The sequence below is a fragment of the Lactococcus sp. LG1074 genome, assembly GCF_017309525.1.
In the GTDB taxonomy this organism is placed as follows: Bacteria; Bacillota; Bacilli; order Lactobacillales; family Streptococcaceae; genus Lactococcus; species Lactococcus petauri.
The window spans coordinates 752,454-769,740 of record NZ_CP071293.1; the positions used below are offsets into that span (position 1 = coordinate 752,454).

General features: G+C 37.5%; 16 protein-coding genes. 12 read left to right on the forward strand and 4 right to left on the reverse strand.

The window, feature by feature from the left end; translation table 11 throughout:
* Window positions 1–56 precede the first annotated feature (56 nt).
* From J0J36_RS03775 to tpiA, 4 genes are all read left to right on the forward strand, one after another.
* Window positions 57–509, forward strand: a complete 453-nt coding sequence (locus J0J36_RS03775; protein WP_004258242.1) for a VOC family protein — start codon at window positions 57–59, stop codon at window positions 507–509.
* 126 nt (window positions 510–635) lie between these two features.
* The gene (truB, locus tag J0J36_RS03780) at window positions 636–1,541 is read left to right on the forward strand and encodes a tRNA pseudouridine(55) synthase TruB (protein WP_019292499.1); all 906 of its coding nucleotides are present in this window, start codon (window positions 636–638) and stop codon (window positions 1,539–1,541) included.
* A gap of 1 nt (window position 1,542) precedes the next feature.
* Window positions 1,543–2,454 (forward strand): bifunctional riboflavin kinase/FAD synthetase, encoded by a 912-nt coding sequence (locus tag J0J36_RS03785; RefSeq protein ID WP_153924664.1) that lies wholly within the window; start codon window positions 1,543–1,545, stop codon window positions 2,452–2,454.
* Between the two features lie 134 nt (window positions 2,455–2,588).
* Window positions 2,589–3,347: a triose-phosphate isomerase gene (gene tpiA / locus J0J36_RS03790; protein WP_004258230.1), complete on the forward strand. Its 759-nt coding sequence runs from the start codon at window positions 2,589–2,591 to the stop codon at window positions 3,345–3,347.
* Between the two features lie 71 nt (window positions 3,348–3,418).
* Here tpiA and J0J36_RS03795 read toward each other — a convergent pair whose 3' ends face one another.
* Window positions 3,419–5,011 carry a bifunctional aspartate transaminase/aspartate 4-decarboxylase gene (locus J0J36_RS03795; protein WP_019292501.1) on the reverse strand — a complete coding sequence of 531 codons (1,593 nt, stop codon included), beginning with the start codon at window positions 5,009–5,011 and terminating at the stop codon, window positions 3,419–3,421.
* Between the two features lie 175 nt (window positions 5,012–5,186).
* Here J0J36_RS03795 and J0J36_RS03800 point away from each other — a divergent pair, with 175 nt between their 5' ends.
* The 4 genes from J0J36_RS03800 to J0J36_RS03815 all read left to right on the forward strand — a co-directional run bounded on the left by J0J36_RS03800 (window position 5,187) and on the right by J0J36_RS03815 (window position 8,804).
* Window positions 5,187–5,756: a hypothetical protein gene (locus J0J36_RS03800; protein WP_242520642.1), complete on the forward strand. Its 570-nt coding sequence runs from the start codon at window positions 5,187–5,189 to the stop codon at window positions 5,754–5,756.
* A 45-nt stretch (window positions 5,757–5,801) separates the two neighbouring features.
* Window positions 5,802–6,926: a radical SAM family heme chaperone HemW gene (gene hemW / locus J0J36_RS03805; RefSeq protein WP_019292140.1), complete on the forward strand. Its 1,125-nt coding sequence runs from the start codon at window positions 5,802–5,804 to the stop codon at window positions 6,924–6,926.
* A 70-nt stretch (window positions 6,927–6,996) separates the two neighbouring features.
* On the forward strand, window positions 6,997–7,803 hold the full coding sequence (locus tag J0J36_RS03810; RefSeq protein ID WP_019292139.1) for a GH25 family lysozyme: 807 nt from the start codon (window positions 6,997–6,999) through the stop codon (window positions 7,801–7,803).
* Window positions 7,804–7,910: 107 nt separating this feature from the next.
* A complete protein-coding gene (locus J0J36_RS03815) occupies window positions 7,911–8,804 on the forward strand; it encodes a DNA/RNA non-specific endonuclease (RefSeq protein ID WP_153924667.1) in 894 nt (297 codons plus the stop codon).
* A gap of 86 nt (window positions 8,805–8,890) precedes the next feature.
* Here the strand turns inward: J0J36_RS03815 and J0J36_RS03820 are convergent, their stop codons facing one another.
* Together J0J36_RS03820 and J0J36_RS03825 are read right to left on the reverse strand one after the other, a co-directional pair.
* On the reverse strand, window positions 8,891–9,529 hold the full coding sequence (locus tag J0J36_RS03820) for a glycoside hydrolase family 73 protein (protein ID WP_230625245.1): 639 nt from the start codon (window positions 9,527–9,529) through the stop codon (window positions 8,891–8,893).
* 129 nt (window positions 9,530–9,658) lie between these two features.
* Window positions 9,659–10,351, reverse strand: coding sequence for a YitT family protein (locus J0J36_RS03825; protein WP_019335332.1), 693 nt, complete (start codon window positions 10,349–10,351; stop codon window positions 9,659–9,661).
* Window positions 10,352–10,752: 401 nt separating this feature from the next.
* Between J0J36_RS03825 and J0J36_RS03830 the strand changes: the two genes are divergently transcribed.
* The 4 genes from J0J36_RS03830 (at window position 10,753) to gyrB (ending at window position 15,255) form a co-directional block, all read left to right on the forward strand.
* The gene (locus J0J36_RS03830; protein WP_019292136.1) at window positions 10,753–11,736 is read left to right on the forward strand and encodes a dimethylarginine dimethylaminohydrolase family protein; all 984 of its coding nucleotides are present in this window, start codon (window positions 10,753–10,755) and stop codon (window positions 11,734–11,736) included.
* A 53-nt stretch (window positions 11,737–11,789) separates the two neighbouring features.
* Entirely contained in the window at window positions 11,790–12,389 is a 600-nt protein-coding gene (locus tag J0J36_RS03835; protein WP_019292135.1) for an HAD family hydrolase, read from the forward strand.
* A gap of 11 nt (window positions 12,390–12,400) precedes the next feature.
* On the forward strand, window positions 12,401–13,135 hold the full coding sequence (locus J0J36_RS03840; RefSeq protein ID WP_019292134.1) for a TIGR02206 family membrane protein: 735 nt from the start codon (window positions 12,401–12,403) through the stop codon (window positions 13,133–13,135).
* A 161-nt stretch (window positions 13,136–13,296) separates the two neighbouring features.
* Window positions 13,297–15,255, forward strand: a complete 1,959-nt coding sequence (gene gyrB / locus J0J36_RS03845; RefSeq protein WP_153924672.1) for a DNA topoisomerase (ATP-hydrolyzing) subunit B — start codon at window positions 13,297–13,299, stop codon at window positions 15,253–15,255.
* Between the two features lie 46 nt (window positions 15,256–15,301).
* Here the strand turns inward: gyrB and J0J36_RS03850 are convergent, their stop codons facing one another.
* Complete coding sequence (locus J0J36_RS03850) at window positions 15,302–16,828, reverse strand: membrane protein (protein ID WP_019292132.1); 1,527 nt, start codon at window positions 16,826–16,828, stop codon at window positions 15,302–15,304.
* Between the last annotated feature and the right edge of the window lie 459 nt (window positions 16,829–17,287).

The following is a 17,287-nucleotide window of genomic DNA, read 5'->3' on the forward strand; positions in this document are numbered from 1 at the left end:
CCTTATGATAAAATGAAGGTATCACAATAGCAAGTATAAAAAAGAAAGAGGCGCTTATGGCTAACATACATCCTTATATTGCTCTTAATAATACCAAAGAAGCACTTGCTTACTATGAAGAAGTTCTTGGTGCAAAAAATATCCGCCGTGTTCCTGTTGCTGCTGAACAGGCAAAAGAATTTGGTTTATCTGAAGAACAAGCAGCAGAAATGACAATGCACAGTCAGTTTGATATCTTAGGAACGACTATTATGGCAGCAGATAATTTTCAACATGAAGCTTTAAGTTATACAGGAATATCGATCTTATTAGATCTTAATTCAGAAGATAAAGAGGCGATGGCAGAAGCGCAGGAATTTTGGAAACACTTATCTGATTCAGGAAAAGTGACAATAAATATGCCTTTTGAAGAACAATTCTGGGGCGGCGCTATGGGCGATTTTACTGATAAATATGGCGTACGATGGATGTTGCATGCGCAACCTTACTCTAAACTTGGAGAAATGTAAAAACGGGCAAAGTTCACTTGTATTTTAACGTAGCAGAAAATGCTACGTTATTTTTATGTAAATATTTTAAATTGAAGCGCTCCTTTATCTGAAATAAGTCTGAAAAAGTGCTATAATTATGTATCTATGAATGGAATTTTAAATGTATATAAAGAAGCGGGCTGGACATCTTTTGATGTTGTTGCTAAACTTCGAGGAATTTTAAAAACAAAAAAAATCGGCCACGGAGGAACGCTTGATCCACAAGTGACAGGAGTTCTCCCTGTAGCTGTTGGTAAAGCCACTCGCCTTCTGGAATACATGGAAGAGGCGGGGAAAGTATACGAAGGTGAAGTGACAATCGGTTTCTCTACAGAAACAGAGGATGCTGAAGGTGAAGTCATTGAAACTACACCTGTGCCATCAACCCTCTCAGACGAAGAAATTGATGAGGTAATGACACGTTTTGTCGGGGAGATTCAACAGGTCCCACCTATGTATTCAGCAGTTAAAGTGAAAGGCAAGCGCCTTTACGAATATGCACGGGCTGGGCAAATGGTTGAGCGTCCCATACGAAAGGTTACCATCAAATCATTTACGCGGACAAGTCCAGTGACTTTTGAAAAGGGCTGCGCACGATTTACGTTTCGTGTAGCTTGTAGCAAGGGTACTTATATTCGTACTTTGGCAGTTGATCTCTCTGATGCTTTGGGCTATGCGGGGCATATGTCTAAATTACAGCGGACTGCAGCTAACGGTTTGCATATTGCTGATGCACTGACTTTGGAGCAGATTGAGACTTTAGTTAAGGCTGAAAAACTTGATGAAATATTACAGCCAAACGAAGTCGCAGTCTCTGACTTGCCACGCCTTGATGTGACAGACGAACAAGCAGCAGCAGTACGCGTGGGTAAAAAGTTTGAAGAAGCTGAGTTTGCTAAGCTTGGCGAAGCCACACGTTTTTCTTTCTTTTATCAAGATCAATTGATTGCTGTCTATATGAGACATCCCGAAAAACCAGGAATATTAAAACCAAATAAGGTAATAAATTAAAATGAAAACTTTATATTTTGACGAAATTGAAGATTGGACTGACCCGACAGTTCTTGTCTTGGGCTATTTTGATGGTTTACATCGTGGTCACCAAGCTTTGTTTGCTGAGGCAAAAAAACTCGCAGCTGTTCTAAATTTGAAGATTGCCGTCTTAACTTTTCCAGAAAAACCGACACTTACTTTTCAAAAATTTGAACCAGATATGTTGCTTAAGTTAACAAGTGATAAAAAACGAGAAGCACTTTTTGCAGAAAATGGTGTAGACTATCTAATTTTTAAAGATTTTACTTCAAGTTTTGCTAAACAAACAGCAGAAGAATTCTCTAAAAATGTAGTGGAAAAATTCTTACCGAAAATTGTTATTACAGGCTTTGATCATAAAACGGGCTCAGACATGACACAACTCAAAAGCAATGATCAATATAAAGTGGTCGTTATACCAGAAGTTGCAGATGATGAAGGAAAAATTTCCTCTACTCGGATACGTGAACTTGTAAAAACTGGAGATATTGAAGCAGCAAACGAGCTTTTAGGTTATCCTTATGAGACAACTGGAATTGTGGTGCATGGTTTTGCACGTGGCCGAACAATCGGCTATCCAACTGCTAATCTAGCGATTAAAGACTTTATTCATCTCCCATCAACTGGTGTTTATACGGTAGATGTTCTTTGGGAGGGCCAACGTCAACGTGGCTTTGCTTCAATCGGCTATAATGAAACTTTTAATGGCAAAGAAAAAACAGTCGAAATCCATATTTTTGATAAAGATTTGGACTTGTATGGAGAAAATTTAACGGTTCTCTGGCTAGATAAGATTCGAGAAATGATTAAATTTGACAGCATTGAAGCTTTGATTGTTCAGATGAAAGATGACGAAGAAAAAGCACGTCAATATAAAGTAAAAAAAGCCTAATTTTGATTAGGTTTTTCTGTTACCCTTTACTTGGTTCACGAGTTGGCGGGTAAAAGGTTGAAACGTTAATCCAAGCAGAAAGAGCCAGATTGTGATATACTTAATAAGAACAATTTTTAAGGAGAACATTAATAATGTCACGTAAACCTATTATCGCTGGTAACTGGAAATTGAATAAAAACCTCAAAGAGGTTAAAGAATTTATCGCTAACATTGACGGTAAATTGCCATCAGAAGACAAAGTAGAAGTTGCTATTGCAGCTCCTGCACTTTACCTTGTATCAATGGTACAAGAACGTGGAAATAACCCACTTAAAGTTGCAGCAGAAAATGTTTACTTTGAAAATTCAGGTGCCTTCACTGGTGAAATCGCTCCAGCTATGCTTGCAGCAGAAGGAATCGAATACTCAGTAATCGGTCACAGCGAACGTCGTGAGTACTTCCACGAAACAGACGAAGACATCAACAAAAAAGCTAAAGCTCTTATCGCAGCTGGTGTAACACCAATCCTTTGCTGTGGTGAAACACTTGAAACTTTTGAAGCTGGTAAAACAGCTGAATGGGTTTCAGCTCAAATCGAAGCTGGTCTTGCTGGTATCGACGGTAAAGATGTTGCAAACATGGTTATCGCTTACGAACCAATCTGGGCTATTGGTACAGGTAAAACTGCTACTGCTGAAATCGCTGACGAAACTTGTGGTGTTGTTCGTTCAACAGTTGAAAAACTTTACGGAAAAGAAGTTTCAGATGCTGTACGTATCCAATACGGTGGTTCTGTAAAACCTGAAACAGTTGCTGAACTTATGTCTAAAGAAAACATTGACGGCGCTTTGGTTGGTGGAGCTTCACTCGAAGCTGATTCATTCCTTGGCTTGCTTGAAATTTACAAATAAGATTAACATGCATAATAAAAAAAGGGAACCTTTAAGGTTCCTTTTTTTATTTCATATAGTATTATTTACACTCATCTCTTCTTCAAATAATCCGAGTAATATTCCTTAAGGAGATTGATAATCTGCTTCCCAATCAAGTAATAATCCTCTGTAGGTAAGTTGGCTTGAGAGATGCGGAGTGTTCCGCTAGAAGCACCAAAACCTGTCCCGTCCATCAAAACAACGCCATTTTTGTCGGCGAGATTGAGCAAGAACTCTAAGTAATCAAAGTTTTCTTCCAAATAGATACGGAATTTTTTACCAAAACGGATTTCGGCAAGTTGGTAAATATCTACGAGTGTATAATATTTAGCATTCTCTTTCGAGTTGTCTGGCTCTAATTTCATGGCTTTAAGCAAATCTTGATAACGTTCATCAATAAGAGCATCACAAGCCTCAAAGTAAGGATCTGCCTCTTTACGATGAATCAAATGCGTAAAGGCAAAAAGAACTTCCATGATTTGTTGCGGTGTAGAGAGGCCAGCTGTGTGATAGAGACCAACAGAACGTGAATCCGCAACAATACGTTCGATAAATGGCAACTCTTTAGTGTCATGTGTTACAATATCATAGCGCTTGTCGAGTTTCTCAATATCCTCAGGATCAAGCTCAGAGATAAGACGGTCAAAGACATTATCTTCCTGCATGGCAATAAGCCCTAAACGCCAACCTGTTGCACCAAAAAGTTTTGAGAAAGAATAAACGAGAATGGTATTATAGGGAACAACACTATAGACAGATTGGAAATCTTGAACGAAAGTTCCATAGACATCGTCTGTAATAATGATGAGATCCGGATTTTTTTCAACAGCTCGTTTTAAAGCGTCAAGTGTTTCTTGACTGAAAGCTTTAGAACCTGGATTTGATGGATTAACTAAGAAGAATGCCTTGATTTCAGGATCTGATAATTTTTCGATTTCTGTTTCGGGAATGCTCCAATTGTCGCTCTCATCAGAAGTAATTAATGTTTCAACGAGATTGAATTCACTTAAACCAGGAAGTTGCAAGTAAGGTGTAAAGATAGGTGTGTTAATAGCTATTTTATCACCCGGCACAACTAATTTATTGCGCTTGAGTGAGTTGAAGATATAGACAATCGCAGCTGTACCGCCTTCCGTTGGGAAGATTTGTGTCTTATCTTCGAGATGAACGCCATTATACAGAATTTTTTCCATAAAACGATTCAAGACAATTTCGGTATTTCTCAGACAGCGGCTAGGAACAGGATAATTATTTCCGATAGCACCATCGATAAATTCCTTAATCACATCGTCAATATTTAGCTTAAGATCAATTTCGATATAGTCCATGACATCAATCAAGAATTTATCAATCTCATCATCGTCAGGTTCTAAGAAAGCCTCAAAGCGTTGCCCAATACCTTTCAATGTTGTGTATCCAGCCATATCAGCTTTTTCAATCGTACGAAGGGAGTCTTTAATACCAAATTCAATCAAGCGATTAAAGGCTAAACGTGCTTTTGTATTAATCCAGTTTGGATTGCCGCGACCGGCATTCAAAAAGATATTGGCTTTTTTATTTTTTTCTGCCAGTTTAAGCATTTCAAAGCTAACTTCAAAAGCTCCTAAACCGGTATAATCAGTAATGGTAACTTCTTTTTCCATGTGTTCTCCCATTTAAATTTATTGAACTTTTGTTATTAATTATAACACAATAAATAGAAAACAAATTGACTCAAATAGTCTAAAATGATAAAATTTTCGCTCGTTTTTTGTTACAATAGTAAGATATGAGTTTTTACCAGTAAAGGAGAGCGGCAAGATGGCATATTAACTTATTTTGAGTGCTGCTGTTACCTTGTATTTTGCTTTGGGCTACGTTAGAGCCACACTCAAAGGCTGGGTTATTCCCAATAAAGTAACTTGGTTTCTCTGGGCTTTAGCGCCAATGATTGCTTTTTTTGCCACCTTTTCTTCGTCGGGGTTTAGCCTTGGTCAAATTCCTGTTTTTATGGCTGGCTTTACGCCCTTGCTTGTTTTTGGCGCTTCCTTTATAAATAAGCAGTCTTTTTGGAAAATAACCTTTTTTGACTTGTCCTGTGGAATAGTTTCACTGATCACCTTAGTCATCTGGTATTTGACACAGAATTCTAATCTTGCGATTTTATTGGCCATCATGAGTGATGCTTTAGCAGCTTTGCCTACCTTGATTAAAGCTTGGAGATATCCTGAAACTGAAAGCATTAAGCCCTTTGCTGCGGGAATAGTGACCACGGGAATTGCCCTTCCCGCTACAAGTACTTGGGATTTTGCACATCTTGCTTTCCCTGTTTACCTTTTTCTATTAAACATCTTAATGACAGTGATTTTAAAAGTGAAAGATAAGTCGATAAAAACTAGCGTAAAATGAAAAATTTGTAAAAATCATAGAAACAAATAATGAAGAGGAAATAAAGTGAAAAAGAACGAAACAAAAGCAGCTTATGTACATATCCCTTTTTGCTCACATATTTGTTACTATTGTGATTTTGCTAAAGTTTTGATGACGGGACAACCGGTCGAAGCCTATATTGATGAGTTGCTCAAAGAATATGATAGTTATGATATTAGTAGTTTAAAAACGCTTTATATTGGAGGTGGGACACCGAGTGTTTTACCTGCAGATCAGCTTGAAAAATTACTCACGCATCTGACAAAAACGCTTGATTTAGAAGAACTTGAAGAGTTCACAGTGGAAGCAAACCCTTCTGATTTAACAGATGAAGTCCTTGCTGTTTTAGCGAATTCGCCTGTGAACCGCATCTCACTTGGTGTACAATCGTTTGATGATAAACTGTTGAAAAAAATTGGGAGAACACATACTGAAGCACAAGTTTACTCTTCAATCGAAAGACTACGTGCTGCCGGATTTGAAAATATCACAATAGATTTAATTTATGGCTTACCGAACCAAACGATGGAAATGGTTGAGCGGGATGTTCAAAAATTCTTAGAATTGGACCTTCCCCATGTTGCCTTATATAGCCTGATACTAGAAGATCATACAGTATTCATGAATCGTCAACGTCGTGGACGCCTCCGTTTACCATCTGATGATCGCAATGCGGATATGTATGAGTATATTATTGAAATGCTGACTTCTAAAGGTTATTCGCATTATGAAGTTTCAAACTTTGGAAAAATCGGCTATGAAAGTAAGCACAATATGACATATTGGGACAATGCGGAATACTATGGCATTGGAGCTGGAGCTTCAGGTTATCTTGATGGCATTCGTTATAAAAATCATGGACCTGTTCATCATTATTTACGCGAGGAAAATAAACGTGTAAATGAAGAAGTATTGACAAGAAAACAAAGGATTGAGGAGGAAATGTTTCTGGGCTTACGCAAAAAAAATGGCGTATCCATTGAACGTTTCCATAAAAAGTTTGGTCAAACACTTGAAGAAGTTTATGGCACAATCATTGAAGAATTGGCGTTTCAAAAAATGTTGTTTGAAGCTGATGGACGGATTCAGATGACGGAAAAAGGATTTGAATTAGGAAATGAAGTTTTTGAGCGTTTTTTGTTAGATTAAGTATGCATATCTGAAAGATATTGTTCTAATCTATGTTACAATAGTGTGAATGAAGAGTGAAAATAGTAATATGAGAAAAAAGCTTACCCCTCTAGCAACCATGATTGTTGCTGGAATTTTTACTGCTCTGGTCTTTGCTTTTGGTAACCTAAGATATCAGGTTCCCGAAATGGCAGCGACACATGAAAAAGAAGAAACGGTGGTTGTAAATAAATCATTAAGCAATGATGATGTTGATTTGAACCGTTTTGTAGTAGATATCTCCGCATGGCAACGCCCAGAAGATATTGATTATAATTTAATGAGTCAAGAAGTCATTGGTGCTGTCGTACGTGTACAGACAGGAAAGTCAAGTAAGGACAATGCAGCAGCTTATAAAAGTGGTGAAGATCGTCAATTTAAAACGCATATGAGCGAATTGCAAAAGCGTGGTGTTCCTGTTGCTGTATATGCCTATGTCAATGGTAAAAATGTTGAAGAGATGAAAGAACAGGCACGTCTTTTTTATGAGCGGGCTCATCCTTTTAAACCAACGTATTATTGGCTGGATATTGAAGAAGTCAGCATGGATAACATGAGCGAAGGTGTGGATGCTTTCCGTGAGGAGCTTAAGAGCCTAGGTGCCAAGAATATAGGTATCTACGCGCAAGATTGGTTCTTGACTGACCATAAGATTGACTCTAGCCATTTTAGTTCAATTTGGATGGCTGATTATGGTCGAAATACCGGGATGTGGGATACATCTCCTAAAACAGATTTGAACTATGACATGCACCAGTTCACGGACCGCGGACAATTGTCGAGCTATGGTGGACATTTAGATTTAAATATGATTCGTACGCAAGAACAGTACGATAAACTTTTTAGAAATCCCTAATCTAATAAAGGGAAGTAGCAGTAGACGAAAGTCTATTTTCTTTATGTTGTTTTTGAGACAAGAAGAAACAAACATTGAACAGTAATAAGATAAAATCAGGAGCGAAGATGGCAAAGAAAAAACAAACAGGTTTGAAAGCAGGGGCAGGGATTCTAGGAACAGTTGTCGTTCTTGGTTTAGGATTTCTAAAGTCGAATCCCGAAATATTGTCGACAGTCACAGGAACACCATCACTGAATCAGCCAGCGCAAAGCCAGCAACTTAAGAATTTTAGCAAGGTAGATTATGGCAGTGTCAAAGACAAAGTGCCGACACAATCTTTAGCACAATCAGTTTTGACACCTTCAATTAAAAAGAACCTCAAAGATTCAGTCACTTATAATGGAACTGGTGCCTTTATTGTCAATGACAATAAAACAGACTTGGATGCTAAAGTTAACAGTGCACCTTATGTTCAACTGGCAAAACAAGATGCTTTAAGTCGTCCCAAACTTGCCAATGCACTCCTCAACAAGACAAGCCGCCAGTACAAAAACCGTTCAGAAACAACGGGAGCAGATGGAAAGTCCAACAGTGCGAAAATAAATCCTGTAGGCTGGAAACAACTCATGATTTCTTCTGGTTCATACAGCACACTCTATAACCGAGGACATTCAATTGGCTACGCGCTAGCTGGAAATATTAAAGGCTTTGATGCTTCTGAAGCAAATCCACAAAATATCAGTACACAAACCGCTTGGGCCAATCAGGCAAGTAATGGCAACGAGGAAAATACAGGGCAAAACTATTATGAAGGTTTAGTGCGTAAAGCGCTCGATAAGAATAAAACAGTCCGTTATCGTGTAGAACCTATGTATGATGGGAATGATCTCGTTCCCTCAGGGACGCATATGGAAGCCAAGTCGAAAGATGGAAGCTTAGAGTTTAATGTTTTCATTCCAAATGTGCAGCCAGGTATTCAAATTGATTATGCTTCAGGCAAGGGCATGATTTTGCAGTAGGAGAGTAGATTCCTGTTTGAATAAAATAAAAAACGTAGAAACAGAGTTTTTGTTTCTACGTTTTTTATGTCTTTGAGAAAGAAAGACTAAATCTTATCGTATTGATCTAAACCGTAACTCTCAATCATTTGAATGAGCTTTTCAGTATAGGCTGGGTCAGTTGCATAACCAGAAGTTTGCACCGCTTTCGCAGCTTCTTTATAGTTTTTCGCAGCTAAAACGCTCGCATACTGCTTAGGGTTCCATGTAGTGCCCTTAGTAAAGAGATAGGCATGTCCTTCGACAGATTCTTTCCAACCATCGTAAACGCGAAATTGCGCTTTTACAGTCACCCATTTATCATTTTCAAATTCTTTGGTTTCTAAAGTTACTGTGGGGACATTTCCGTAAGCTTTGATACCAAAAAGATTGTAATATTTTGCGGCAAGTCCGCTTTGACCAAAGTTACTTTCCAAAGCAGCCTGAGCTAAAGTCAGAGAAGCGAGAACATTATACTTTTCTTGTGATTCTTGCGCATATGGTGCTATAGTACGAATGAAGTTATATTCTGTAATTGTTTCAACTTGGTTGGCAAGCTCAGTGTCATTACGATTATCACTGGTTTGTATCACTCTAAAATTCAAGAGGTTAGCTGCAACAAAGAGAAAAATCAAAAGCTGGAAAATAATGCGAAAGAAACTTCGGATTTTAGAAGTCGCCTTGCGGCGCTTTTTATCATATGTCATGTCACTAGTATAACAAAAAAGTCTCAATTTGTGGATAGGTTCAACACTTGTTATGCTAGAAAAATATGCCAGTAGCTTCGCTTTTGAACACAAATAAAAAAGTTTCCACATTTTTGGAAACTTTTTTTCTTACTTTCTATTTCGCTCTTTAATCGTTTGAGTACCAAACTGAGGTAGACGTATGAATGAAAGACGTTGCAAGAGTTCTTGACGATAGTCAGCACGGCCAACAATCAAAGTGACCTTACTGAAGAGGTAACAAGACAACAATGTGATAGCAAAATTGGGTAAGGTAAGGTATGTGAGAAGCGAAAGACTCAAAACAATGACATCACCACCAAATAAAACTTTGTCTACTTTGAAGCTCCATTTTTCTTCTAAAATTCGTCCTAGAAGCAGCGTTCCACCAAAGGTTCCTTCAGAAATAATGACTAAACCAGCAGCTGTTCCTGAGAGAATTCCGTCGAAAATACCAGCAAAGACAATATTAGAAAACTGAATCCCTGTAATTCCGATTGCTTCATAAATTATCATCCAGACACTCATAGCGGCTGCACCCGGAATACTGAGAAGAAGCTCACGCGAAGATAAGTATTTACGGCCAAAAGTAAAGAGTGGCACATTAACGAGGAAGAAAGTTAAAGCTGGATTAACACCAAAGACAAAGTCCATCAATACAGAAAATCCAGCAACGCCATTACTGGCTAGTCGGTTGGGGATGACGAAAAGCTGTACAGATAGGACATATAGTCCTACGCCGATCAGTAGTATCAGTAAATCCCGCATAAAATATTTATCTATTTTTACGCCTAAAAGTGTCATAAGTTCTCCTTAACAGTTCGTTATTTCTAGGATATCCTTAAAGCTTTGAATAAATAATTTCGTATCTTTGTAATTGCTTTAAAAGGAGCCTATATTCATCAGTGTTGTAACTATTATTATTACATTTAAAACTTAATTAAACCTTGTTTAAGGTCAAAATTACTATTATATTATAGTAAATATATAAAAATTCAGACAAATCTAGAAAAAAGATATTAATTCATTAAAAAAGCAGTCTTTTTTAGTCTTGGTTAAGAAGACGAATGTATAATATAACTATTCCAAATAATACTCTTTTTGTAACATCTTTAGTCCTCACCAATGTGAGGACTTTTTAAAATCACAAAATGTTATAATATAAGAATTAGTTAACAATTTAGTTTTTAAGGAGGGAAATAAAAATGAGCAATGCAAATGAGATAGGTGTTACAAGTGAGTTTGCACCACTGAGACGTGTAGTTTTAACACAATCGGAATTTATCTTACCTCACGAAGAGCATACCAATGATGATGGCTCCTTCCTTGAAGATGATGTTCTTGATATGTTTAATAATAAAGACACCAGTGGAAAAAATTATGCAGAAGTATTTCCTGAAAGACAAAGAAAATGGGAAGCAGAGCGTACTAATCTACAAGCTTTGTTAGAAAAATATGATATTGAAGTTTTGCGACCACGTCTTCTCACGGATTATGAGAAAGAACAAGGAAAAGTCTATGGTGCTGCAAACTTTTTTGTACGTGACCCGTTCTTTACGATTGGTGACTCTTTGATTGAAGGGTCTATGCGCTTTTTCCATCGCCGCAACGAGGTTTTACCCGTAAGAAACTTACTCACTGAACAAGCCTATTCTAGCGATGCTTTTTACGTTTCTCTTCCAATGGCAGATACTTCACAAGGAGAAACGGATGAGAGTGGACCTTTCTTAGAAGGTGGCGATATCCTCGTTTTAGGAAAAACAGTATTTGTAGGAAATTCAGGTAAAGCGAGCAATCATAATGGCTATTTATGGCTTAAAGCTTATTTAGCACATTGGGGCTATCAGGTGATTGAGGTTAAACTTCATCATGATGTTTTGCATCTTGATTGCGCTCTAAGTCTAGTTAGAGATGGTCTAATGATTATCTGTGAAGAAGCCTTTCTAACTGGTATACCTGAACAGCTTAAAAATTGGGATAGAATAAATGTTCCTTTTGAAGATATTGCAAAGCTAGCAATAAATGGTCTACCAATAAATGACGAGGTATATATACTAGATTCAGAATTTAAATACATTGGCGAAGCTCTGGAAGCACGAGGCATTCGCTCAGAATACCTTGATTTTAAAATATCCCGAAGCTTGGGCGGTTCATTTAGATGTAGCACACAGCCTTTACTTAGAAAATAAGAAGCATAAGTTTAAAACAGAAAGCCAGCCCTTGGCTGTGATATAATTATCAAATGAACTACGAAAACTATATCTGGGATTTAGGTGGCACTTTACTTAATAATTACGAAAATTCTAGTCATGCTTTTGCTGCAGCACTTTGGCAAAAGGAAGAACGAGTAGTTTTGCATGACGATGTCTATGCAGCACTCAAAGTTTCTACAGCACATGCTGTGGACCAATACGCGAGTCATATACCGCAGTTTCTTGAAACATATCGGAAATTAGAAGCAGAAGCTTTGGACAAGCCAATTTTGTTTGAAGGTGCTGTTGATCTTTTGCATACTATCGTGAGCCAGAACTGCAAAAACTTTATGATTTCTCATAGAGATAAGCAAGTACTGGACATTCTTGAGGCAGCCCATATTTCTCAGTATTTTACTGAAGTTGTTACTGCTGATAATGGTTTCCCACGTAAACCAGCACCAGATTCAATAAAATATTTAGTACAAAAATATAATTTAGACCCCAAGAAGACGGTGATGATTGGTGACCGTCCTTTGGACATTGAAGCCGGTCGTGCAGCGGGTATTGCGACTATTTTCTTTGATAGCCAGCAGGAGTATCCCCAAGCAACGCGAAGCATCAAAAAATTATCAGACATTATGGAGTAAACTGAACCACAATGAATACTTTTTTTATATCGAATGAAAAAGCAGTTGGGCCAGGCTTTGGCCTTTTTAGTGCCAATCACTTTTTTGCCCTTGCTGTTCTAGCACTGCTCAGTTTTGGCTTGATTCGTATTTATCTGCGCGCAAATGACGAGAGACGTAAACTGTTACGTCTACTTGTTGCCTCGTTTACCCTGTTGCTCGAAATCATTAGAGATATCATTTTAGTGATGACTCATCAATTTTTGTACGCAGACTTGCCTTTGCAGCTGTGTGGACTTGGCATATTCATTATTGTTTTTGATGCAATGCGTTCAAATAAGACGAGTCGTGAGCTCTTGTATAGCTTAACTTTACCTGGAGCAATTTTTGCACTTGTGACACCGAACTGGGTAACCAATGATTTTGTTAATGTCTTTGTATGGCAGAGCTTTTTGATTCATTGCTTACTTATCTCGTATGTTTTAATGCGTCTGATTGCAGGCGATTTTGTCCCTCAATGGCGTGAACTCTGGCGCTCTGCTGTCTTTTTGTCGATTGTTGTACCGATTTGTGCAGTCCTCAATCAAGTTTGGAATCAAAATTTTTTCTTCCTAAGGACACCAGTTCCGGGAAGTCCACTTGAACCCATCTATGATGTGTTCGGTTCTTATTATATCTTAGGTTTAATTTTTATTGTATTGATGTTTTGGCTTGTTATTTATCTTCCTTGGTCATGGAAAAAATCACCAAAAGTTCGGATGAATTAAGTAAAAAGACAAAATATATTAAACAAAAAAGCAGCTTAAAGCTGCTTTTTTTCTGAAATTATTAAGATGGAGTAAAAGCTTTTATGGCTCGCAGTATATAGTAAAAAAAGCTAGAATGTGCTATAATTATAAGTAAGTATTTTCAAAGAAATGAGATTATTTTGAACGAAGAAAATAAAGAACAAATTGAAAAAATGGCAGAAGAATATGATGCCAGTCAAATTCAAGTTTTAGAAGGACTTGAAGCGGTGCGTATGCGTCCTGGGATGTATATCGGATCAACTTCAAAGGAAGGATTGCACCACTTAGTGTGGGAGATTGTTGATAACTCGATCGATGAAGCGCTAGCGGGGTTTGCCAGCCATATCGAAGTGTTTATTGAACCTGATAACTCAATTACAGTTGTCGATGATGGACGTGGTATTCCCGTAGACATTCAAGAAAAAACAGGACGTCCTGCGGTCGAAACGGTCTTTACTATCCTTCATGCTGGTGGTAAATTTGGCGGTGGCGGCTACAAAGTTTCTGGTGGTTTACACGGTGTTGGTTCATCCGTTGTTAATGCCCTCTCAACACAGTTAGACGTTACTGTACATAAAGATGGTCAAAAATACTATCAAGAATACCATCGTGGTGTTGTCGTCGAAGATTTGGCCATTATTGGTGAAACAGATAAACGAGGGACAGTCGTTCACTTTACACCAGATCCAACAATTTTCACCGAAACTCAAGTTTTTGACTATGATAAGTTGGTGACACGTGTCCGTGAGTTGGCTTTCTTGAACCGTAGTTTGCGTATTTCTATTACCGATAAACGTGAAGGCCAAGAAGACAATCATGCTATGTTCCACTATGAAGGTGGGATTCAATCTTATGTTTCCTTTATCAATGAAAACAAGGAAGTTATTTTTGATACGCCAATCTATACAGAGGGTGAGTTAGATGGAATCACTGTCGAAGTTGCTATGCAATATACAGGAACTTACCATTCAACAATCATGTCATTTGCAAATAATATCAATACGCATGAAGGTGGTACGCATGAACAAGGTTTCCGTACAGCTTTAACGCGTGCGATAAACAATTACGCAAAGGCTCAAAAGCTTCTTAAAGATAACGAAGAAAACCTTACTGGGGACGATGTTCGTGAAGGTTTGACCGCTGTCATTTCTGTTAAACACCCTAATCCACAATTTGAAGGTCAAACGAAAACCAAACTGGGGAATAGTGAAGTAACAGGTATCGTCAATAAGCTTTTCTCAGAAGCTTTGCAAACCTTTATGCTTGAGAATCCTCAAGTTGCGAAGAAGATTGTTGAGAAAGGGATTCTTGCAAGCAAGGCACGTATTGCGGCCAAACGCGCACGTGAAGTAACGCGTAAAAAATCCGGTTTAGAGATTTCTAACTTGCCTGGTAAACTTGCGGACTGCTCTTCCAATGATCCTAAACAAACAGAACTTTTCATCGTCGAAGGGGATTCTGCTGGTGGTTCTGCTAAGTCTGGCCGTAATCGAGAATTCCAAGCTATTTTGCCCATCCGTGGTAAAATCTTGAACGTGGAAAAAGCGACAATGGATAAGATTTTAGCAAATGAAGAAATCCGTTCACTCTTTACAGCGATGGGAACTGGTTTTGGTGCTGACTATGATTTATCTAAAGCACGGTATCATAAACTGGTTATCATGACCGATGCCGATGTCGATGGGGCACACATTCGTACACTCTTGTTAACTCTTTTTTACCGCTATATGCGTCCTGTAGTTGAGGCCGGTTATGTTTATATTGCTCAACCACCAATTTACGGAATCAAAGTCGGTTCGGAAACAAAAGAATACATTCAACCAGGGGAGAATCAAGAACGTGAGCTGAAGCTTGCACTTGAAAAATGGTCTCAAGGTCGTGCTAAACCAACAGTACAGCGTTATAAAGGTTTAGGAGAAATGGATGACCACCAACTTTGGGAAACAACTATGGATCCAGATGCCCGCCTCATGGCGCGTGTATCTGTAGAAGATGCCGCTGAAGCAGACAAAATCTTTGATATGCTAATGGGCGATCGTGTGGAACCACGTCGCGAATTTATCGAAGCCAATGCACAATATTCTACTATTGACGTTTAATAATTTAAAAAAGCTCTCAGCTATAAAACTGAGAGCTTTTTTGATTTTATTTGTTTTGACGATTGTTAAAATAATTTAAGTATCCAATTGATGATAACATAATAATCGCTGGAAGGAATTGTATTAAGTAGCGACTTCTACCAGCTTCGAATATTGATAAGTATAGAATAACCCCAAATAATACAATCTGCAGGTAGAATTCAAAATTAGAGGTCTGCCTAAATTTTTTAAAATAAGCAACCAATCCCAAAATTATTATAGACCAAGCGATTTGAAGGTATAGGGCGTAATTACCATAGTGAGGATTTCCAACATAGATTACTGATCTTATCTTTTGACCAAATTTAGAGTTTGTAAATTTGGTTTTAACAATATTTTGTTCTTTTAAAACATTTTCTGCAGTCCAACCTAGACTACCATCTTGTGTAAAAATTTTAAATTTAGTACTTTGGTGTTTGATAAGACCCAAAGTACCAAATCGTGAGAATCTTTTTTTTACATCCTCTTTAAGTTGAGGTTCCAGTTCAGATCTTGGTTTAAATTGACCCTTAGCGTCCAAAAACTTAACATCCTGACTGACTGCTGCATGATCTGCTCCTGTAGCAGTCAAGCCTAAGTCTACAAAAAACCAGGGACTCATAGTGTATTTTCCATCATATTCTACAAACTTTTGATTTTCCGCATAAAAATTAATAGCGAAAATCATTGTGAGCATCCCTAAAAGAAGGAGTAAGCTCCGAATGAACAGGCGCTTAAGGTTCACTTGTTTCTTGTCGAAAATCAACCTATAGATAATCAGGAGGATTAAGGCGATAAGGTAAATAAAAATGGGCACTCTAATTTTGTAGGCAATACTAAAAAGAAGGCCAATAGCAAACCATCTAAAAATCCCAGCTTTATCTAAATTTATAATCACTAAATAACACAGCAGAGCCATTAGGAAGAAGGTAGCTGGATCGCTATAGAAAGATAAAAAATGTGGTTGTAACCCAAATAGAAATAGGCTTTCTAAAAAGACAATTCGAGCTAATTTTTCCCCCTTCAGATGATCAGCCAGACCCGTCAGCAATAAAATACCGCCATCAATAAGTAGAGCATTTAAAATTGACACGGTTAAAATAAGGTGCGGGGCTGTAACAATGCCGTTCAAGATTTTAAAGGTGATAAAAATGAGAAAGTTATTCGGAAATAAGGAGAAGTACCTAATGGATGAACCACTGTGTGTTGGTGGAGCGGTTGCTACCTTATATAGAATAGAAGCATCTCCGTTGGGAAGGCATTGGGCAAATACAGATATCACAATCTGACCTATGAAAAGTATTCCGATAACAAAATAACGATAAGTATAAAGGAGTTTGAAGATCTTGATAACCAAGGGTTTTAGAGATTTATAAAAGATGATTCCCGAAACAATTCCCAAAACAAGTAGTGATAAAAAGAATGTGTGACTTATACTTGGAAGAACATCCGAAAAGATGTACCTTACAGACCAAAAAAGCCAATAAAACGAAAGTAAAAATAATAAGAAGAAAAGTATTCTTTTTATTCCGCTATCTATGTGTTGCATCCTCATTTTTCTTATCCACTCCTGTAAAATTAAAATTTTCCAATATTTATATTTTATCATAAAACCAAAGAAATTAAATCCTTATTTTATGGAAACACCAATAAAAATCAACGCTTAAAAAAACTATGTTTAAAATATCAATAAGTCTCCTCGAGTTCACAATGTTTTTTTTAATGATTATGATTTTTTGTGCCTAAACTGCATATCGCAAAGCTAAAATTTAACCTTTTTTATTCAGTTTACCTTAAGATACAAGACTTATAATACATACATTCCATAAAAAGAGTTGGAGATTTTCAAAAACTATTTTTTATCTCCTTGCTCTGTACTAGTATTATCGAAAAAAATGGCCATTAAAGTAGACCACTATTAGGAGGTCTCTTTTTATATGAAAACTTTTTCACTAATATTCCCAAATAAAAAAGAGGGATAACCTTGAGGGATTAAGCTTTCTTTATCGTAGTA

Coding starts and splice junctions, on each gene's coding strand:
- J0J36_RS03775 (WP_004258242.1), top strand. CDS start 57: ATGGCTAACATACATCCTTATATTGCTCTTAATAATACCAAAGAAGCA.
- truB (WP_019292499.1), top strand. CDS start 636: ATGAATGGAATTTTAAATGTATATAAAGAAGCGGGCTGGACATCTTTT.
- J0J36_RS03785 (WP_153924664.1), top strand. CDS start 1,543: ATGAAAACTTTATATTTTGACGAAATTGAAGATTGGACTGACCCGACA.
- tpiA (WP_004258230.1), top strand. CDS start 2,589: ATGTCACGTAAACCTATTATCGCTGGTAACTGGAAATTGAATAAAAAC.
- J0J36_RS03795 (WP_019292501.1), bottom strand. CDS start 5,011: ATGGAAAAAGAAGTTACCATTACTGATTATACCGGTTTAGGAGCTTTT.
- J0J36_RS03810 (WP_019292139.1), top strand. CDS start 6,997: ATGAGAAAAAAGCTTACCCCTCTAGCAACCATGATTGTTGCTGGAATT.
- J0J36_RS03815 (WP_153924667.1), top strand. CDS start 7,911: ATGGCAAAGAAAAAACAAACAGGTTTGAAAGCAGGGGCAGGGATTCTA.
- J0J36_RS03820 (WP_230625245.1), bottom strand. CDS start 9,529: ATGACATATGATAAAAAGCGCCGCAAGGCGACTTCTAAAATCCGAAGT.
- J0J36_RS03825 (WP_019335332.1), bottom strand. CDS start 10,351: ATGACACTTTTAGGCGTAAAAATAGATAAATATTTTATGCGGGATTTA.
- J0J36_RS03830 (WP_019292136.1), top strand. CDS start 10,753: ATGAGCAATGCAAATGAGATAGGTGTTACAAGTGAGTTTGCACCACTG.
- J0J36_RS03835 (WP_019292135.1), top strand. CDS start 11,790: ATGAACTACGAAAACTATATCTGGGATTTAGGTGGCACTTTACTTAAT.
- J0J36_RS03840 (WP_019292134.1), top strand. CDS start 12,401: ATGAATACTTTTTTTATATCGAATGAAAAAGCAGTTGGGCCAGGCTTT.
- J0J36_RS03850 (WP_019292132.1), bottom strand. CDS start 16,828: ATGAGGATGCAACACATAGATAGCGGAATAAAAAGAATACTTTTCTTC.